This window comes from Lyngbya sp. CCY1209 (genome assembly GCF_055795065.1).
The window spans coordinates 1-18,469 of sequence record NZ_JAYFER010000506.1 but is presented as its reverse complement, the minus strand read 5'-3'; the positions used below and the strand labels follow the sequence as shown (position 1 = coordinate 18,469).

Sequence of the window (18,469 nt, the reverse complement as noted above, 5' to 3'; positions counted from 1 at the left end):
GGGGGAGAATTGGGGGGATAATTGGGGGGAGAATTGGGGGGAGAATTGGGGGGAGAATTGGGGGGAGAATTGGGGGGAGAATTGGGGGGAGCCAGAGGATGCTTCGCTTTGGTTTCAACGGGGACTCTGAATTGGAAAGTGTACCTCATTGACTTGAAAATTACTGTAATCTGTTTTGGTTCGGAAATCTGAAAACTAACTATCCTATGAAAATTAGACAGAATCTTTGGCAAGGAATAGGGTCATATCGATTGACCTTTGTCATCTTCGCCACTGGATTTATTTTCTTTGCCAGTCCTCACCGGAGTATCGCTCAAGACGAGATAGTTCCCATGCCAGATTCCGGGAATTCAACCCTGAGAAGTAATCCTGATAGTGAAGTCTATTTTTCCGATATTTTAGTTAGAGGTAGACCGATTTTGCAAGTGGGTAGCCTTGCGGATTTGGGCGCAAGAGAACGGGCAAAAATTATCAATCGGCGAATTGGCAGTCTTTTGGCACAATCGGAATCGGAAACTTTGGGACAGGTGACAGTGACACCGGATGACCCTCGCCAAGTGGCAACGTTGCGATTAAATAATCGTGTATTAATGACTGTTACTCAGCAGGATGCCCAAGATTTTGGTTTGTCAGTGGAAGCCTTGGCCGAAAGATGGGCGGAACAACTAGATCAGGCAATCAGAAAACCGCCCTTAGCGATCGATGTGGGACAGCGCCTCTATGGAACAGTACAACAACTTTTACGGGATACGGTGGCAAATCTCCCCTCTTTATTGGGGGCGCTGATTGTGGTTGGGATGACCTGGGGAATAGCGAAAGTGGTGCGGTTTATTGGCTTTAGTTGGGCGCAACGGACGGAAGGCGATCGCAGTACGGAAATTCTGATTGGACGCTTGGGTTATGGCGCCGTCTGGGTGCTGGGCTCAGTTGTTACTTTGGGGGTTTTGGGACTCAACTTTGGTGCTTTATTGGGGGCGTTGGGGCTCACCAGTGTGGCGATCGGTTTTAGTCTCAAAGATGTTTTAAGTAATTATATCTCCGGGGTCATTTTACTCGCCGCCCGACCCTTTGGGATTAACGATCAGGTGGTTATTAGTGATTATGAGGGTACGATCACTCAGATTGACCTGCGGGCAACCACGATGAGAACCTATGATGGGCGGTTAGTGTATATTCCGAATCAAGAAGTATTTTCTGCCAGTATTATTAACAATACGGCTTCGCCACGCCGTCGTAGTTCGGTTATAGTTGGTATTGACTATGATGCCGATATTAGCCATACCAAACAAGTGATTGAAGCTACTCTGTCCGCACTTTCAGGGTTGGAAAAAGAACCGCCTCCCGAGATTTTGGTGTTGGAATTGGCCGCAAGCACTGTGAATCTGGAAGTGCGGTTTTGGGTTGATTCGCGGCGAGCAGGGTTTTTGACAATGACATCTCAAGTCATTCAAAGTATCAAAGAAGCACTGCAACAGGAAAATATCGAAATGCCCACTGATATCTATACATTAATGTTCCGCAATTCTCCTCTACCAACGGATACAGCAGGAAATTCTCAGTCTCACCAACCACCTGGGGGCTCAACCCAAGCTTAAGAACACTAAGAACTCAAGTCAGCTTTGGCTGACGTGATCGGGGTAAAATACGGAGGTTGATTATGAAGGTTGATTTACCGACGGAACAACAAGTTATCAAAGAGGGGTTAAAAATCCTATCTGCTCACATGGCTCCTGTCAAATTTGCTAGATTTGTTGTAGCTTGTCAACTGGGGGAAGGGGAGTATTTGTTGAGTAAAGATGATACATTCGCGGATGAAACAGTGGATAGTTTATATGAGAAGGTTCGGGCTTTTGAGCAGGGAAAAACTTGAGGTAGCGTTTACAAATGGATGTTAACGATCTCGCCTTTACCGGATTTCTATATCGGCGCTCATGGGTTCGTGTGTGGGTACACCCTGTTAACTCGTGATACCACCCGTTACCAAACTTATTTCCCCGAACTTCTCCTCATCAGTCCCTAAGTTAACCGGTGTTATGAGACTGGGTTGAGGGAAAATAAACCCGGTTTCTAGCAGCATCTCTGTTGCTTCACAAAAATTTACAAAATAAACCTGGTTTCTCAGTCCCAGGGATGGGGTAAAATTGGGATGGTATACCCTACCCGGTGCGCGGCTATGGATGAACCAAGTGTCATGCTTACAAATTCCCTAGTATTATTATTAATTGGATTGGTGGTAATCTTCTTATTGTTTAAGGTTAGGGGTGCTTTAAAGCCCCGCTTGGCAAAATTGAAGATAACTGTTTTTAACTCGAGGAAATTGTATTGTGGTAAATGTGTGACGTTGTCGGCTGAAGGGTACGATCAGTATGGCGATAAGTTTCCTATTGATGAAGTCAATTGGCAGTGTTCTGAAGGATTCGGGCGAATTGAAAATAATGTTTTCATTGCCGGATCGCGATGGGGAAATTGTAAAATTACGGCATCAGTAGGAGATATACAGGCACAGGTGGTGGTTGAGGTTTTAAAGCTGCCTCGCTTGGCAAAATTGAAGATAATAACTGTTTCTAACTCGAAATTGTATTGTGGTCGGTGTTTGCAGTTGTCGGCTCACGGCTACGATCAGTATAGCCATAGGTTTCCTATTGATAAAGTAAATTGGCAGTGTTCTGAAGGATTCGGGCGAATTGAAAATAATGTTTTCATTGCCGGATCGCGATGGGGAAATTGTACAATCACGGCATCAGTAGGAAATATACAAGCAAAGATGGTGGTTGAGGTTTTAGAGTCGCCTCGCTTGGCAAAATTGAAGATAATAACTGTTTCTGACTCGACATTGTATTGTGGTGAGCGTGTGCGGTTGTCAGCTCAAGGATACGATCAGTATGGAAATTCAATTACAGTTGACAATATAGAATGGTCTAGTTCATCGGGTCGCATTGTCAACAATCAATTTGAAGCAGGAGATCAGCCTGCAAAGGTTGTGATCACGGCACAATCTGGGAGTATTACTGATAGAATTTCACTACGAGTGACTGAGCGACCCAGGTTGGCAAAAGTGGCGATCGCCAAACCAAAATCAACAGAAATCAATTCAGGAGAAAGCTATACCTTTCAAGCCTACGGTTTAGATCAGTATGGCAATCCATATGAACTGAACAAACTCCGCTGGTCAATCAAAGTTAATTCTTATCTCGGTTCGATCGATCAGAATGGTCGCTTCAAAGCAAATAGCCAAAGTTTTGGGATCTGTACGATTCAAGCTCAAGTTGACCAGTTTGTTGCGACGCAAGAAATTGTTATTCCCCGAAGATTAACTGAGATAAAAATTTTCCCGCCTCACACTCAGCTAAAACCGGAAGAGTATGAGTTTTTTAGCGTTGAAGGTTACGATCAAAGTGGTGGTCTACCTTTTGAATTAAGTGATGTGTCATGGCGTTGCGATCGCGGCGGGAAGATTAACCAGCAAGGTGTCTTTCGGGCGGGTTACGATGCGCGTTATGTAAACGTAGAAGCAACGTCTGGGGAGTTGACTGATAAAGTTGAAGTTGAATTATTACCCGTTTTAAGGCATTTAAAATTACAACCTTCTTCTGTCACCTTGCAACCGGGCGAAAAACAACAATTTCAAGTGATAGGGCGCGACCAGTTTGGTGAGCGAATTGATCCGGGTTCTCTGGTTTGGAAGGCCACAGGTGGGAGGATTACTCAATCGGGTTCTTATCAAGCCGACTCGAAGGCTCAAGGTGAGTATTGGGTGGAGGTTGCATCGATAACTGCACCCAAGTGGACAAGAACACCAAGACACATTTTTCTCGGGGTTTCAATCATCAGCAAAATTGCTTCTTTTGTTTTGCAAATTTTGGATAGTGAGATCAAGGTAATCCTTGGCAATCAGGATACTGAAAAGATGTTGATGCCTGTCGATCAAGATGCCCGGGCGAAAACATCTGATTTGGCAAATACAGAGCAGAATAATTCTTCGGATATTATTAAACAAATTATTCGTGACTATCAAGGTTTGTTTTACAAGCAGTTGGCGCGATTATTTTCCACGGTGGGGCGTTTTTGTGAAGGGGAAGCTAATGCCAAGGTTAACTCAAAAGCGGTTGTTTCCATTCAGCCCGTCGTGTTGCCTGAAGGCGAAACCGAATCAGAAGTCTCGTCAAAGACTCGTTCAACGAAGAAGGATTTAGACACTCCTAGAAAGCCTGTACCTGACGGATACCGTTCAAACAGATTTGATTATGTCAAAATTGGGTTGGCGTCTCCAGAACGCATCCGACAATGGGGGGAACGTACCTTACCTAACGGTCAAGTGGTAGGGGAAGTTACCAAACCCGAAACGATTAATTACCGGACTTTACAACCGGAAATGGATGGGTTGTTCTGTGAGCGTATTTTTGGACCGGCTAAGGACTGGGAATGTCACTGTGGTAAATATAAACGAGTCCGACATCGGGGGATTGTCTGCGAACGTTGCGGGGTAGAAGTTACAGAATCCCGCGTCCGTCGTCACCGCATGGGGTACATCAAACTGGCGGCGCCCGTTACCCACGTCTGGTATTTGAAGGGGATTCCCAGCTACATGGCGATTTTGCTGGATATGCCCCTGCGGGACGTGGAGCAGGTGGTTTATTTTAACGCCTATGTGGTGTTGAATCCTGGAAATGCCGACAATCTGTCCTACAAGCAGCTATTGATGGAGGAACAGTGGCTCGAAATCGAAGAGCAGATGTACAGCGAAGAAGACGAACTCGTCGGCGTGGAAGTGGGCATCGGGGCTGAGGCGGTTCGGCGCTTACTCGAAGAAGTGAATTTAGAAGAAGAAGCCGAAAAACTGCGGGAAGAAATCACCGAAGCTAAAGGTCAAAAACGCGCCAATTTAATTAAACGCCTGCGGGTAATTGATAACTTTATTGCCACCGGTTCTCTACCCGAATGGATGGTCCTCAACATCATCCCCGTCATCCCCCCGGATTTGCGCCCGATGGTTCAGTTAGATGGGGGTCGCTTTGCTACTAGCGACTTAAATGACCTCTATCGACGGGTGATTAACCGTAATAATCGCCTAGCTAGGTTACAGGAGATTTTGGCGCCGGAAATTATTATCCGCAATGAAAAGCGAATGCTACAAGAGGCGGTGGATGCCCTCATTGATAATGGTCGCCACGGTCGGACTGTGGTGGGGGCTAATAACCGACCTTTGAAATCTATCTCGGATATTATTGAGGGGAAACAAGGTCGCTTCCGTCAAAACTTGTTGGGAAAACGGGTTGATTATTCTGGGCGTTCTGTGATTGTGGTGGGTCCGAATTTGAAAATGCACCAGTGCGGGTTGCCGAGGGAGATGGCGATCGAACTTTTCCAGCCTTTCGTCAGCCACCGCCTGATCCGCCAGGGGTTGGTCAATAATATTGGTGCGGCGAAAAAGTTGATTAAACGTGGCGATCCGAGTGTTTGGGATGTGTTAGAAGAGGTGATTTCTGGATACCCCGTTATGCTTAACCGTGCGCCAACTCTCCACCGCCTGGGAATTCAGGCTTTTGAACCGATCCTGGTGGAAGGAAGGGCGATTCAATTGCATCCCCTGGTCTGTCCGGCTTTTAACGCTGACTTTGATGGCGACCAAATGGCTGTTCACGTTCCTTTGTCTATGGAGGCTCAAGCCGAGGCGCGGCTGTTGATGCTGGCGTCCAACAATATCCTATCCCCGGCGACAGGCCAACCGATCGCCACGCCGAGTCAGGATATGGTTTTGGGGTGCTACTACCTGACGGCGGAAAACCCGAAGGCGACCCGGGGGGCCGATCGCTACTTCAGCCGCTTAGAAGATGCAATCACCGCCTACACCCAAGGTGTGGTGGATTTGCACGCCTCGGTTTGGGTGCGGTTCGAGGGCGAAGCGATCGCGGGGGAACCCGAACAACTCCAAGATGAAGAAACCGCAACGGATGGGAGCGTCACCCAAGTCTATATCGGTCAAAAAACGGGAAAATTGCTGCGTCGCTGCCGGGTCGATAAAGAGGGAAATCTCATTTCCCAGTATATCCGGACGACTCCGGGCCGGATTATCTTCAACAAAACGGTGCAAGATGCCCTGGACTAACGGTAATTGATAATTGATAATTGATAATTGATAATTAATTATTAATTATCGCTTTCTTTCGCCATTTCTAATATCAAGTTCGGACGCAGCCTACAGCAGTTGTCTATCCGCTGCGATACGGTTCGATCCCCCTAAATCCCCCTTAACAAGGGGGACTTTAACTCGATCTGTGTATCTCACTGACTTGAAAATTGCTGTAGAACGACAAGTCCAAACTGTTGGCGTAGGGATTGCCGTGGGGGCGATGTTTTGTTTTCCGGTCATTAAAATTGGTGGGCGATAAACTGCCAGATGAGGGTGCAAATTCGCACCCCTGCGGTCATTCATTCATCGTCTTATACGTCGATACCGCCGAAGGCGAACTGCGGTTCAGGTAGCGGAAAATCCAATACTTGAAAACAGCATCCAAGATAACCGGAAATGTGGCGATAAACAGAAAATTGAAATCTCGATTTTCCGGAAGTCCGAAATGTCGGGCGATACTTTCCAGGATGACTTCCCACCCGTGGGGGGAGTGGAATCCCACGAACATATCCGTCAGCAGGATGATAATAAACGCCTTCGCACTGTCGCTGAGTCCGTAGATCAGATCCCCCATAAACGACTTCAAAACGGCGACTTCCTGCTTGTTGGTGTAAATGATAAAACCGAAGGTTAACGTCGCGAGAATGTCAGCAAACACATTTTGAATAGCATCGGAACCCATCGAACGATATTCCTCGGCGAGTTCCGCCGCCCTTTCCCTTGTCCGTTCCTCCAACTCCTCTTCACTCAACTCCGGAATCAGGCCGATCATGCTTTCAAACTTGAGTCGTTCCTCGTATTTTTGCAACTCTACGAAGGCTTCTTCTTCCATGTTAACGTTCAGGAAAATAGGCGTATTTTCATCGATTAAAAAATGGTTGACTGCGGGGCCGACGACAAAGTTTTTCGCCAACTGCTGGGTCAGCAGGGGGACGAGAATTAGCAAGAGTATAAATCGGATCGAAATAATCGTCTTAACTTTCGATTTCCGATAATTTTTCAAGACTTCATCTTCCGATTCCGGGTTGAGTTCCCGCTTGATCCGGGTCATCGTTCTCAGCAAAGAACGGGGCAGAAAACTGGTCTCGGAGGTGTCAGATTTGAGTTCCTCTTGGATGTTGTTGCTGGGCGTTTCTGGGGAAATGGGTCGGTCAGAACTGATGATGGATTGATTTTTTGGCTTGGGGACAAGAAATCGATTTTCTTTTTGTTTGGGGACAAGGGAAACGGTTTCCGAATCATCTACCCGCACCAAAGCTCTGGACTCTACGGGAGATTTAAGTTCGGGCTTTTGTTTTTGATAGCGATCGGTAACGGAATCGATAAAGTCGAGTTTTTCACAAATAATTGCGACCTGTTCGGACGGGTCTTCGTCGCGGAAAAAATCATCGGACGATCGCCACTTTCCATTCAGTTCTGTCGCGTCGATCTGTTCCGAAATACCGAGTAAGGAACGGCTGGTATTGAACTCAGCCAAACGCATTTGAATAATTTTTAAATATTTATTAAGCTCCGACTGAAAATAAGACCGGACGCGATCGCCGTAGTCGCCGGACTCGGCTGAAATCACCTCACCATTAAAATGTTCATCTTCGATGGCTCGAATTCTCAAGGCCGCGTCATAAGCTTGGTCTAACGCCCGGTCGGGAGTATCGCGGAACCAGCGATTGGCACGGTCGAGAAATCGTTTAAACTGAGTCCAAGTGGAAGTGGGCATGGGTCAATCCATAAAAACCAATTTTTGTGAGATTTAGAGAAAGTGCTAATGTACGGGGTATCTTAGCAAATTTATTGACTTGACTGTGGTTTCTGCATCCCTGTGGATTACCGGAGGCTCGCGCAGCGGCAAAACGGCCCGTCTGGTCGAACAATTTTGCCTTTGGAGTCGATCCGCGACAGCGCACCTATCGCACCTGTCCGAGACGCAAACGACCGCCCCCCCCGAGTCCGCCGAATCGTTCAATTCGGCCAACCCGTTAAAAACTCAACCCACCGTTCCGGTGACATTGATTCTCGCCGCCAACGGGGCCAACAAGCGCGATCTCGTCGATCGCCTCACGGAAGCGAGTCGGGGACAATATCCCTTTGACGCCACCACCCCCCTCGGCTTTTTTCAGGCCGAAACCATCCTCTTCTGGCCCCTACTGATCGAACGCCTGGATCTGAGGGCGAAATTTCCCGTCCGGTTGCGTCCGGAACTCGAACAGGAACTCGCCACCGAGCTTTGGAGTCCTGAACTAGAAACCGGAAAACTCGCGGTCCCGGGAGGCAACCCGGTGCGACCCGGATCGCCGGAAGAAAATCGCATCGTGCGTCGGACCCTCGACCTGTTGCAATTGGCAGCGCTCAGTGGCACGCCGATCGAAGATCTCCCCTCGATTTTAGAACAGGGTCAAGCCTTTGCGGACATTCCCCGAGCCGCGGGCGAGTGCATGACCGAAGTGTTGCTGCGTTGGCAAGATTGGTGTCAACAGCGCGGATTGCTCACCTATGGAATCATTGCCGATCTGTACTGGCGCCATTTGTTGAGCGATCGCACCTACCAGCGACACCTCCTCGATCGCTATCAATTTGTCCTAGCAGATGATGTGGACGAGTATCCCGCCATCGCCCGCCACCTGTTCGAGTTTCTGTTGGATCGCGACGTCGTGGGGGCATTCACATACAATCCCTGGGGGGGAGTGCGGTTAGGTTTGGGGGCCGACCCCGAATATTTAGCGGGATTGGAATCCCGATGCCAATCGGAAGAACGGCCCCAGAAAAGCGGTCTGGCCGCCACCCTCGATCCCCTCTGGCTCCAATGGCCCCCCGAAACGGAGGCCCGGTTTCCCGAGATGCCCCCGCCGACATCGACCGTCCGGACAATCCAAACCGTCTCCCGGGCCGAACTCCTGCGGCGGACGGCGACCACCATCGCCGCCGCGGTCAAAAATCGCGAGGTCGAACCCAACCAGATCGCGATCGTCGCCCCCGGTTTAGACCCGATCGCCCGCTATACCCTGCGGGAAATCCTCCGCTACGAGGGCATCGCCGTGGAGGGCGTCGCCGAACAGCGGCCCCTGATCGGCTCCCCCTTCGTGCGATCGCTCTTGGTGCTGACAGCCCTCGTCTATCCCGGCTCGGGCCGCCTGCTAGACCGGGACGCGATCGCCGAAATGCTGGCAGTTCTCAGCCATTCTCCTTGGGGAATCACCCCTGCGGCCAGCCCGTCCGACGCGGACCGGTTCACTCCCCCTCCCCGCACCCGTCCCGCCATCGATCCGGTGCGGGCCGGCCTGTTGGCCGACCGCTGCTTCGCCCCCGACCCCGAAAACCCGCAATTGCTCCCCGCCAGTGCCTTTCCCCGCCAGGACCGCCTGGGCTACCGGGCCACCGACGCCTATGATCGCATCCGCCGCTGGGTGGCGAACCAGCAACAACAGTACCGTCAAAACCTGCTTCCGAGTCCGGTTTCCCTGCTCGACCGGGCGATCCAGCAGTTTTTCATTCCCAGACTCCCCCTCCCCCCCGACCAACTCTCGGTGTTGCGGGAATTGATGGAGACGGCGGTCCACTTCTGGGACGTGCACAGCCGGTTGCAACCGCAGCCGTCGGGGGATTCCCAACCGGAAACCGCCCGCCGGTTCGTCCAATTGCTGCGGCGGGGCGTCGTGGCGGCCAACCCCTACCCCGCCAAAGCCGACCCCGCCACCCGGGCTGTGACCCTGGCGACGATCTTCCAGTACCGAGCCAGCCGCGGGTTCCACCGCTGGCAATTTTGGCTGGACGTGGGGTCGCCCTTGTGGTTGCAAGGGGGGGCGAGTACCCTGTGGGGGGCGCCGCTGTTTTTGAACGCCGTCCGACGGCGGGGCCGTCCCTGGACCGTCGAAGAGACAATGGAGGCCGACCGCCGGCGACTTCAGCGGATTCTGCTAGATTTGTCGAGTCGGACCGGCGATCGCCTGTACCTCTGTCACAGCGAATTAGCCGTCAGCGGCCAGGAACAACTCGGCCCCCTGTTGCCCCTCGTCCACGCCACTTTACCCCATCTGGAATCCTCGGATTTTTGATGGAGTCTATAAGGGTTCCGCTTCCCCTTGGAATCCCCTTGATTTCAAGCCGGAACGAACTGGGTAGCATAGATAGCGGTTTGCCCGACGGAACCGGCGATCGGTTTCTTCGGGGCGGGTGAGTTAAAGTTCGACCCGATCGCGCCCGACAATTGCCCGGGCAGCATGGGTGCAACTGCGGCGGTTTTTTGTTTCAAAATTATTGTCAAAAAACATGAAATTTTTTGCCGAACTATCTCCGAAAAAATTCTTCGATATCTTCTCATTTTGGCGGAGCAATCGCACCTCATCTCGACCGTGGAAACGCCGTTATTTTGTCCGCCGATTCCGTCGGAGCCGTGGATTGACAGAGTTGCCCGGACTCGCGGGATGCCGGTCTGTTCCCTTGACTGATCGATACACGATAGCTCTCGATGGTCAACGTGCAACCGGATGAGCGGAGTCAACGATTTGGGTTTCATTCCATCGGGGGAGGCCTTCGATTGGAAATGTTTTGCCATAATAAAATTGCAGGTGTAACAATGATATTGAATACTCCGCTATCAATTGATGGGTCGCGATCGCCGGCGATTGTGGCATGATATTTGCCCGCCCAGCCCGAGCGCGATCGCGTTTCGGCTTGCCCAGCTACCCAAGATTTCGGCCGTCTATTTTATGATTTGATTTGTTTTAAAACTTCTCTTAAACTTTTGTCGTCAACCGGCGATCGAGACGGGCTGACCCCCGAAAGTAATTTTTTGTCTGTCACTCGATTGATTAACACAAACCGATTAGGAGTCGCACCATGACCACCTCCGTAATTCCCACCACCCGAGCGCAACTGGCCCTGCGAGTTTCTCCGGGCGACGAAATCCAAACCGTCAACAGAGTTATTTTAATTTTTCCGGCCGAACCCCTCCCCGACAAATTCGAGACCTTCCCCGACTCCCTCTCCAACCTGTTGCCGGCATCCGACGGCATCGGCGACACCCTCCCGGGCGAAGGGGGCGCCACCCTTTTTGTCCCCGACGAACCGGCCTTTGAAGCCACCATCGAGGACGGCGATGAAACGGTACTCGTGGTGCGATCGGGTGGCGAAGGGGGGGGATTCCAAACCCTCCTAGGACAAGAAACGGGGACACTGCAAACCAATCCGGACGGTTCCTTCACATTTGTCCCCGAAAATGGAACCGACCCCGGCACGGACCCCGGCACGGACCCCGGCACGGACCCCGGCACGGACCCCGGCACGGACCCCGGCACGGACCCCGGCACAGACCCCGGCACAGACCCCGGCACGGACCCCGGCACGAACGCAGACAACCAACCCCCCATCGCCAACGATGATTTCGTCACCACCGACCAGGGACAGGACACCTTTTTCGACGTCCTCCTCAACGACACCGACGCGGACGGAGACAGCCTCAGCATCGAAAACTTCACCACCACCGCCAACGGCACCCTGATCTTCAACGGTGCCGGCATCTTCACCTATCAACCCGACGAAGACTTCTTCGGGACCGACGGCTTCAGCTACAGCGTCACCGACGGCACCGACACCGATTTAGCCCAAGTCGTGATCAACGTCCAACAGACCGACAGACCCACCATCATCGAAGGAATCGGCAAAGGAACCGACGCCGACGACTCCATCATCGGCTCCTCCGGCGATGACGTCATCAGCGGTTTGCAGGGCAACGACACCATCTTCGGCCTAGCCGGAAATGACCAACTCCAGGGCGACGAAGGCAACGACCTCCTGTTCGGCAACCCCGACAACGACACCCTCGACGGCGGACTCGGCAACGATACCGCCTACGGCGGCAAACAAAACGACATCCTGATCGGTTTTGACGGCAACGACGCCCTGTTCGGCAACCTCGGCCTCGACACCCTCATCGGGGGCATCGGCGCCGATTCCATGTACGGCGGACAGGGCAACGACTGCCTCAGAGGCGGAGCCGATAACGACACAATTTTCGGCGATAAAGACAACGATATCCTCTGGGGCGACGAAGGCAATGATGTCGTCTACGGCGGCGCCGAAGGCGACCTGATCTTCGGCAACGACGGCGCCGATTCCCTATTCGGCAACCTCGGCAACGATACCGTCTTCGCCGGTACCGGCTCCGATACCGTCCTCGGCGGTCTAGATAACGACCAAATCGCCGGAGAAGTCGGCGACGACCTCCTCTCCGGCGACGTCGGCGCCGACACCCTCACCGGTGGCTCCGGCATCGATACCTTCGTCGTCGCCGAAGGGGCCGGCGGCGGCAGCATCGAAGAAGCCGACGTCATCAACGACTTTGCCACCGGAGTCGATAAAATCGGCCTGACCGGAAACTTGACCTTCGAGCAACTCAGCATCACCCAAAGCGAAGAAAATGCCGGTGATACAATCATTCAAAACGGCAGTGCCGGAGAATTCCTCGCCGTCCTCGTTGGCATCGATAGCAATACTCTCACTCAATCCGATTTCGTCCGCGTTGCGGGCTTTCCCACCCCTCCCACACCCACACCAACGCCCACGCCCACGCCCACTCCTCCGACACCGACACCGACTCCCACACCGACTCCCACTCCCACTCCCACTCCGACACCCACGCCCACACCGACTCCCACTCCCACTCCCACTCCGACACCCACACCCACACCCCCCATCCCCACACCGCCACCGCCCGTCAACCAGCCGCCCAATGCGGTGGATGACAATGTGAGGCGTACCCTGGACCAGCCCGTCACCTTCGACGTCCTCGAAAACGACAGCGACCCCGAAGACGAGCCCATCAGTGTCGTGGAATTTACCCGCACCACGGGAGGCGATTTACTCCAAAGCCCGGACGACATCACCGGCGGGACCTTTACTTACACCCCCGACACCGGCTTTTTGGGAACGGACACCTTCACCTACACCGTCGCCGACGGCAGCGGCAACACCGCCCAAGCCACCGTCACCATCCGGGTGAATCAACCCCCCGAGTTGATCGTCAACCGAGGCATCGTCGTGCTCGCCAACGACCAACAAACCATCACTGTTAATAACCTATTCGCCGAAGATCCGGACAATCCCCCGACGGAGGTGTTCTATCAGGTGATCCGAGAACCCGAAGACGGAACCCTACAGCAACTCGGCGGTGTCACCCAACGCATTCGCACCGGGGATACCTTTACCCAAGAAAACATCAATGTCGGCTCGATTTTATACAACTCGGGGAGAAATGCCGGAGGCGATGATTTTCTATTCCTGTTAACCGACAATGTTGCCACCCAACCCCAGGAAGCCTTCAGCATCTCCGTCGTCGATAACATCATCCCGGGAACCGAAGAAGATGACAATCTCTCCGGCAGCGGCTTGAGCGAACAAATCCGAGGATTCGACGGCAACGACACCCTCATCGGTTTGGGCAACCGAGATATCCTAGAAGGAGATGCCGGAAACGATTCCCTGGAAGGGGGCACCGGCAACGATGTCCTCGATGGCGGAGAAGGGGACGATAGCCTCATAGGTCAAGAAGGCAATGACTCAATATTTGGAGGCACCGGAAACGACTCCATTGATGGTGGCGCCGGAATTAACAGTCTGTTTGGCGAAGCCGGAAACGATACCATTATTGGGGGCGATGATGGCAATCTGTTGAGTGGTGGCGACAATGATGACTCAATGATTTCGGGACTCGGCAACGATACCCAACTCGGGGGCAGTGGTAATGACACCATGATTGCCAATGCCGGGGATGATCAACTGTTTGGAGAAGCCGGCGAAGATCTGCTCTTGGGTGGTGTCGGTCGTGATCTGCTCCAAGGTGGAGAAGACAACGATACCCTAGATGGTGGAGACAATGATGATAGCCTTTTTGGCGGCCAGGGTAATGACTTGCTGCAAGCGGGTGCGGGTGATGACAGCCTCTTTGCCGGCTTGGGTAACGATACCGTCGAGGGGGGTATCGGCGACGAAAGTATCTTCGGCGAAGGCGGAAATGATTCCATCGTCGGTGAAGCGGGCAACGACACGATCTTTGCCGGTAGCGGGGAAGATCAGGTGTTCGGCGGCGGCGACAACGATCTGATCTTTGCCGATAGCGGTAATGATACCGTTTTTGGCGGTCTTGGAGATGATACGATCGCCGGAGGGGGAGGCTCCGACCAACTCACCGGAAATGTCGGCAATGATGTTTTCTACTATCTCGCCCCGGGTGAAGGGGTCGATCGCATTGCCGATTTTGACGAACTCGGCGACGATCGCTTTTTATTCTTGACCGGAACCAACAATTTCGAGGGCTTAGTCCCCACCGTTGGCACCGATGCCCAACCCCTTCAAAGCATCATTATCACGAATATCGGCTCGGAAGGAGATGACATCACCGGACGACAACTGATCATCTTCCAAGACACTTTTGATAATATCCAAGCGGTCAACGCGGCTCTCAAAAATCAGAGGGGTTCCAGCGATGCTTCAGCCCTAATTGTTTACCGCAACAACCTCGCCTATACCGGCTTCTCTGGGAACTACGTTCTCGCCTTCGATCCCAATTTGGCGGACGACAGTTTGCCCGCTTTTGACCTGGGAATTCTCACGTCAATCGACCCGTCTACGGACAACATCAGTACCATCATCGGCTCTGATGATTTCATCATCATCTAGCTGAAAATTTTGAGAAGGAGCAGGGGTAAAAAATCAAGGATCATATTGATTACCCCCTCCCCGCTTCTGTTCCCCAACCCATTGTCGATCGCTTTTAAGGAGTCCAATCATGACAGGTGTTAATATCGGCACCACTTCGGCTATCGTATCGCGCCGGATTCTTCCGAGTAATACACTCCTGCCGACCAATGACATTGAATTGATTTTTCCAGCCGACCCCATCCCCAATAAATTCCAAACGTTTGAAGGGGTGATCGGGGATACGGTTGGCGGCGCCAATGGTACGATTATTTTCATTCCCGACGACCCATTATTGCAAGCCGTTTCTGTCGCGACCAGTTCCATCGTTTACTTAGAACAAACGGAGGGGGGACTGCAAACTCTCGATGGAGAAACGGGCGAAACTTTGCGGGGCGGCACCGGAGAAATTTTATTTCAGCCCGAGGGATTTGAATTTCCCGAACCCGAACCCGAACCCGAACCCCAACCCGAACCCGAACCCGAACCCGAACCCGAACCCGTCGAACCGACTCCAGACGATGGCACGGACGACGGCACGGACGATGGCACGGACGATGGCACGGACCCCCCACCGGAAGTGCAAATTATTACCATACCAGGTGCTGGAATTGGCACGGAGGAAGCCGATACAATTCTAGGCAGTGATTTTGACAACGATATCTCTGCTTTGGGTGGCGATGACATCGTTTTGGGTTTGGCGGGTAACGACATTCTCCGAGGTGATGATGGCAACGATTCAATCAATGGAAATTTGGGGAATGATGCCCTTCAAGGAGGAAGTGGAGATGATTGCCTGCGAGGGGGTCAAGGCGACGATTTGATTTTTGGCGATGGCGATAATGATCTGATATTTGGTGACAAAGATGCTGATACGCTGCTGGGCGGAACGGGTGTTGACTCCATGTATGGCGGTCAAAGTAATGACAGTTTGCGCGGGGGCGAAGGTGATGATTTAATATTTGGAGACAAGGGAAGCGATACGTTATTTGGGGATGCGGGAAATGATACGATAACCGGAGGTGACGAAGCAGATTTCTTGTTTGGAAATACGGGAAATGATTTGCTCAGTGGGGAGGTTGGCGACGACCAGCTTTTTGGCGGACAGGGGGATGATTGTCTGGCTGGGGGGTTGGATAATGATGTGCTATTTGGTGATGTCGGTAATGATAGTCTATTCGGAGGTGATGGAGACGATCAACTCTTTGGCAATACGGGCAGCGATTTCCTGAGTGGCGATATCGGCAATGACGAATTGTTTGGAGGTCAGGGCGATGATATCTTGCTGGGGGGACGGGGCGGCGATCGCCTGCGGGGAGATGCCGGAAATGACCTGCTATCGGGCGATCGCGGTGTGGATACCCTCACGGGGGGGGACGGCAACGATATCTTCAGTGTGGGACTGGTCCTCAGCCAGTCGGAGGAAGGAAGCGGCAGCGTCATCATCGGCACGACTGGGGGGACGTCCGTGGACTTCGCAGATCTCATTACCGATTTTGATGTCGGTATCGACAAAATTGGACTGACGGGGGGCCTCACCTTCGCCGACCTGGATATTCGTCCCGGCGAGGGGGCGAGTGCCGGGGATACCGTTCTCATCGATCGCAATACGGGCGAATTTTTGGCTGTTCTGGTCAACGTGGACAGCGATCTGCTCGACGAAGCTGATTTTGTCATCGACCCGAATGCGCCTCTACCACCCGACCCGACAGATCCCACAGATCCCACAGATCCAACAGATCCGACAGATCCCACAGATCCGACAGATCCGACGGACCCGACAGATCCAACAGATCCGACAGATCCAACAGATCCGATCACCCCACCCGTTCCGACACCTCCCCCACCTCCTACACCCATTCCGCCGGATGTGGAACCGCGAGCGGAAAGTGATAATTTTACTATCCGAGAGAACAGTGCGCTGACAATCGATGAGTCAACCCTGTTGGAGAATGACACTCCCGGCATAGCCGGAGATGTACTCGCCGTGTCCGACGTTCCCACGACCACCGATCGCGGGGGGAGTTTGGAGGATAATGGATCGTCTCTGATCTACACGCCACCCGCCGATTTTGTCGGGACGGACAGTTTTGTTTATACAGTCACGGACAGTAACGCCCAGACCGGGACGGCGACCGTTTTAATTAATGTGGAGTCGGTGAATGAAGCGCCGGTGGTGGATCTCAACGGGACGATGGCGGGGGGCGATGTCAGCACCACGTTTACCGAAGGGGGTTCGGCCGTGTCCATCGGGGCGATCGGTAGCCTCAGCATCACCGACGGAGACGGGGATGATATCGTTTCGGCCACGGTGACGTTGAGCAATACCGCCAACGGAACCGAAGAGGGGCTATCAATCAATGGTGCCCTGCCGAGCGGTATCACGGCGACGAGTTACGATCCAGATACGGGGGTCTTGCTGTTGAGCGGACGGGCGCCGGCGGCTTCCTATGAAGATGCGATCGCCCGGATCGAATACAACAACACTTCCATCGCGCCGGGGACAGGCGATCGCCAGATGACAATTGTCGCCAGCGACGGCATAGAAGACAGCGATCCGGCCACCGTCACCATCGACATGATTCCGGTCAACGATGCGCCCAGCAACGCCGTCCCGGATGCCCAAACCACCGACGGTGAGACTCCCGTGGTATTTAGTGAAGTGAATAATAACGCGATCGCCATTGCCGACCCGGACGCCGGAACCGAAGCCGTCGAAGTCATCCTAAGTGCCACCAGTGGCACCCTGACATCGGGAACAAATACAGAAGGGGTCGAAATCAGCGGAACGGCCACAGAAACCCTGATTCTAACTGGTGCGATCGGATCAATTAACCGCGCCTTGGACGGTTTGACATTCACCCCGTCGGGGGGATTTAATACCCAGTCGGGTTTGTTAGAAATTACCACCAACGACCAAGGCAACACCGGGGAAGGAGGTCCATTGACGGCAACAGATGCGATCGCGATCGAAGCCCTCAACGAACCTCCCGTCGCCACTGCCGACACAATTGATGTGTTGCTGAATACTGCGGCAACCATCACTGCGGATGAGCTATTAAGTAATGATAGCGATCCCAACGAGGACGTTCTCACCTTGACTGAGGTGAATAATGCCATCAACGGCACCGTCGAACTAAATGGGGATGGCAATGTCGTATTTACCCCCGACATCGACTTTACCGGAGAAGCCAGTTTTGATTACACCGTCAGCGATGACGAGGGGGAAACGGACACGGCCACCGTCACCGTTTCCGTGACATCCCTCCCGGAGGCGGTAGACGACAGCAACAGCACCGCAGCGGATACGCCTCTGGATGTCAACGCCGCCTCGGGTGTCTTGAGCAATGATAGCGACGTGGATGGCGATAATTTTACAGTCGTCGCCTTCGAGAGTACCAGTTCCCTGGGGGCGGATGTGACGGTGAATGCCGATGGTAGCTACACCTACGATCCCGCGACGGCGACCAGTTTGATCGCCCTGACGGAAGGGGAAGAGGTCGTCGATACCTTTACTTACACCGTTGAAGATGAGAACTCAAATCAGGCCACTGCTACCGTCAGCGTCACGGTGACTGGGGTGAACGATCCTCCCGAAGCGGTGGATGATAGCAACAGCATCAATGCCGATACGGTATTAGCCGTCAATGC

7 protein-coding genes are annotated in these 18,469 nt (G+C 52.9%); 6 read left to right on the top strand and 1 reads right to left on the bottom strand.

The window, feature by feature from the left end:
* Positions 1 to 206: 206 nt before the first annotated feature.
* The 3 genes from AC0QHF_RS16400 (at position 207) to AC0QHF_RS16390 (ending at position 6,106) form a co-directional block, all read left to right on the top strand.
* Positions 207 to 1,595 carry a mechanosensitive ion channel family protein gene (locus AC0QHF_RS16400; protein ID WP_324705307.1) on the top strand — a complete coding sequence of 463 codons (1,389 nt, stop codon included), beginning with the start codon at positions 207 to 209 and terminating at the stop codon, positions 1,593 to 1,595.
* Between the two features lie 62 nt (positions 1,596 to 1,657).
* Complete coding sequence (locus AC0QHF_RS16395) at positions 1,658 to 1,870, top strand: hypothetical protein (protein ID WP_324705306.1); 213 nt, start codon at positions 1,658 to 1,660, stop codon at positions 1,868 to 1,870.
* 2,382 nt (positions 1,871 to 4,252) lie between these two features.
* Positions 4,253 to 6,106: a DNA-directed RNA polymerase subunit gamma gene (locus AC0QHF_RS16390; RefSeq protein ID WP_375341436.1), complete on the top strand. Its 1,854-nt coding sequence runs from the start codon at positions 4,253 to 4,255 to the stop codon at positions 6,104 to 6,106.
* Between the two features lie 319 nt (positions 6,107 to 6,425).
* Here AC0QHF_RS16390 and AC0QHF_RS16385 read toward each other — a convergent pair whose 3' ends face one another.
* The gene (locus AC0QHF_RS16385; RefSeq protein WP_324705305.1) at positions 6,426 to 7,847 is read right to left on the bottom strand and encodes a proton extrusion protein PcxA; all 1,422 of its coding nucleotides are present in this window, start codon (positions 7,845 to 7,847) and stop codon (positions 6,426 to 6,428) included.
* Positions 7,848 to 7,926: 79 nt separating this feature from the next.
* On the opposite strand from AC0QHF_RS16385, the gene AC0QHF_RS16380 reads away from it, so the two are divergent.
* From AC0QHF_RS16380 to AC0QHF_RS16370, 3 genes are all read left to right on the top strand, one after another.
* Positions 7,927 to 10,179: a PD-(D/E)XK nuclease family protein gene (locus AC0QHF_RS16380; protein WP_324705304.1), complete on the top strand. Its 2,253-nt coding sequence runs from the start codon at positions 7,927 to 7,929 to the stop codon at positions 10,177 to 10,179.
* Positions 10,180 to 10,963: 784 nt separating this feature from the next.
* Entirely contained in the window at positions 10,964 to 14,800 is a 3,837-nt protein-coding gene (locus AC0QHF_RS16375) for an Ig-like domain-containing protein (RefSeq protein WP_324705303.1), read from the top strand.
* Between the two features lie 109 nt (positions 14,801 to 14,909).
* On the top strand, positions 14,910 to 18,469 hold a 3,560-nt coding region (locus tag AC0QHF_RS16370; RefSeq protein WP_324705302.1), incomplete at its 3' end, for a tandem-95 repeat protein.

Excerpts from the sequence above, each read along its gene's own strand:
- AC0QHF_RS16395 (WP_324705306.1), top strand. The coding sequence starts at position 1,658 with ATGAAGGTTGATTTACCGACGGAACAACAAGTTATCAAAGAGGGGTTA.
- AC0QHF_RS16375 (WP_324705303.1), top strand. The coding sequence starts at position 10,964 with ATGACCACCTCCGTAATTCCCACCACCCGAGCGCAACTGGCCCTGCGA.
- AC0QHF_RS16400 (WP_324705307.1), top strand. The coding sequence starts at position 207 with ATGAAAATTAGACAGAATCTTTGGCAAGGAATAGGGTCATATCGATTG.
- AC0QHF_RS16385 (WP_324705305.1), bottom strand. The coding sequence starts at position 7,847 with ATGCCCACTTCCACTTGGACTCAGTTTAAACGATTTCTCGACCGTGCC.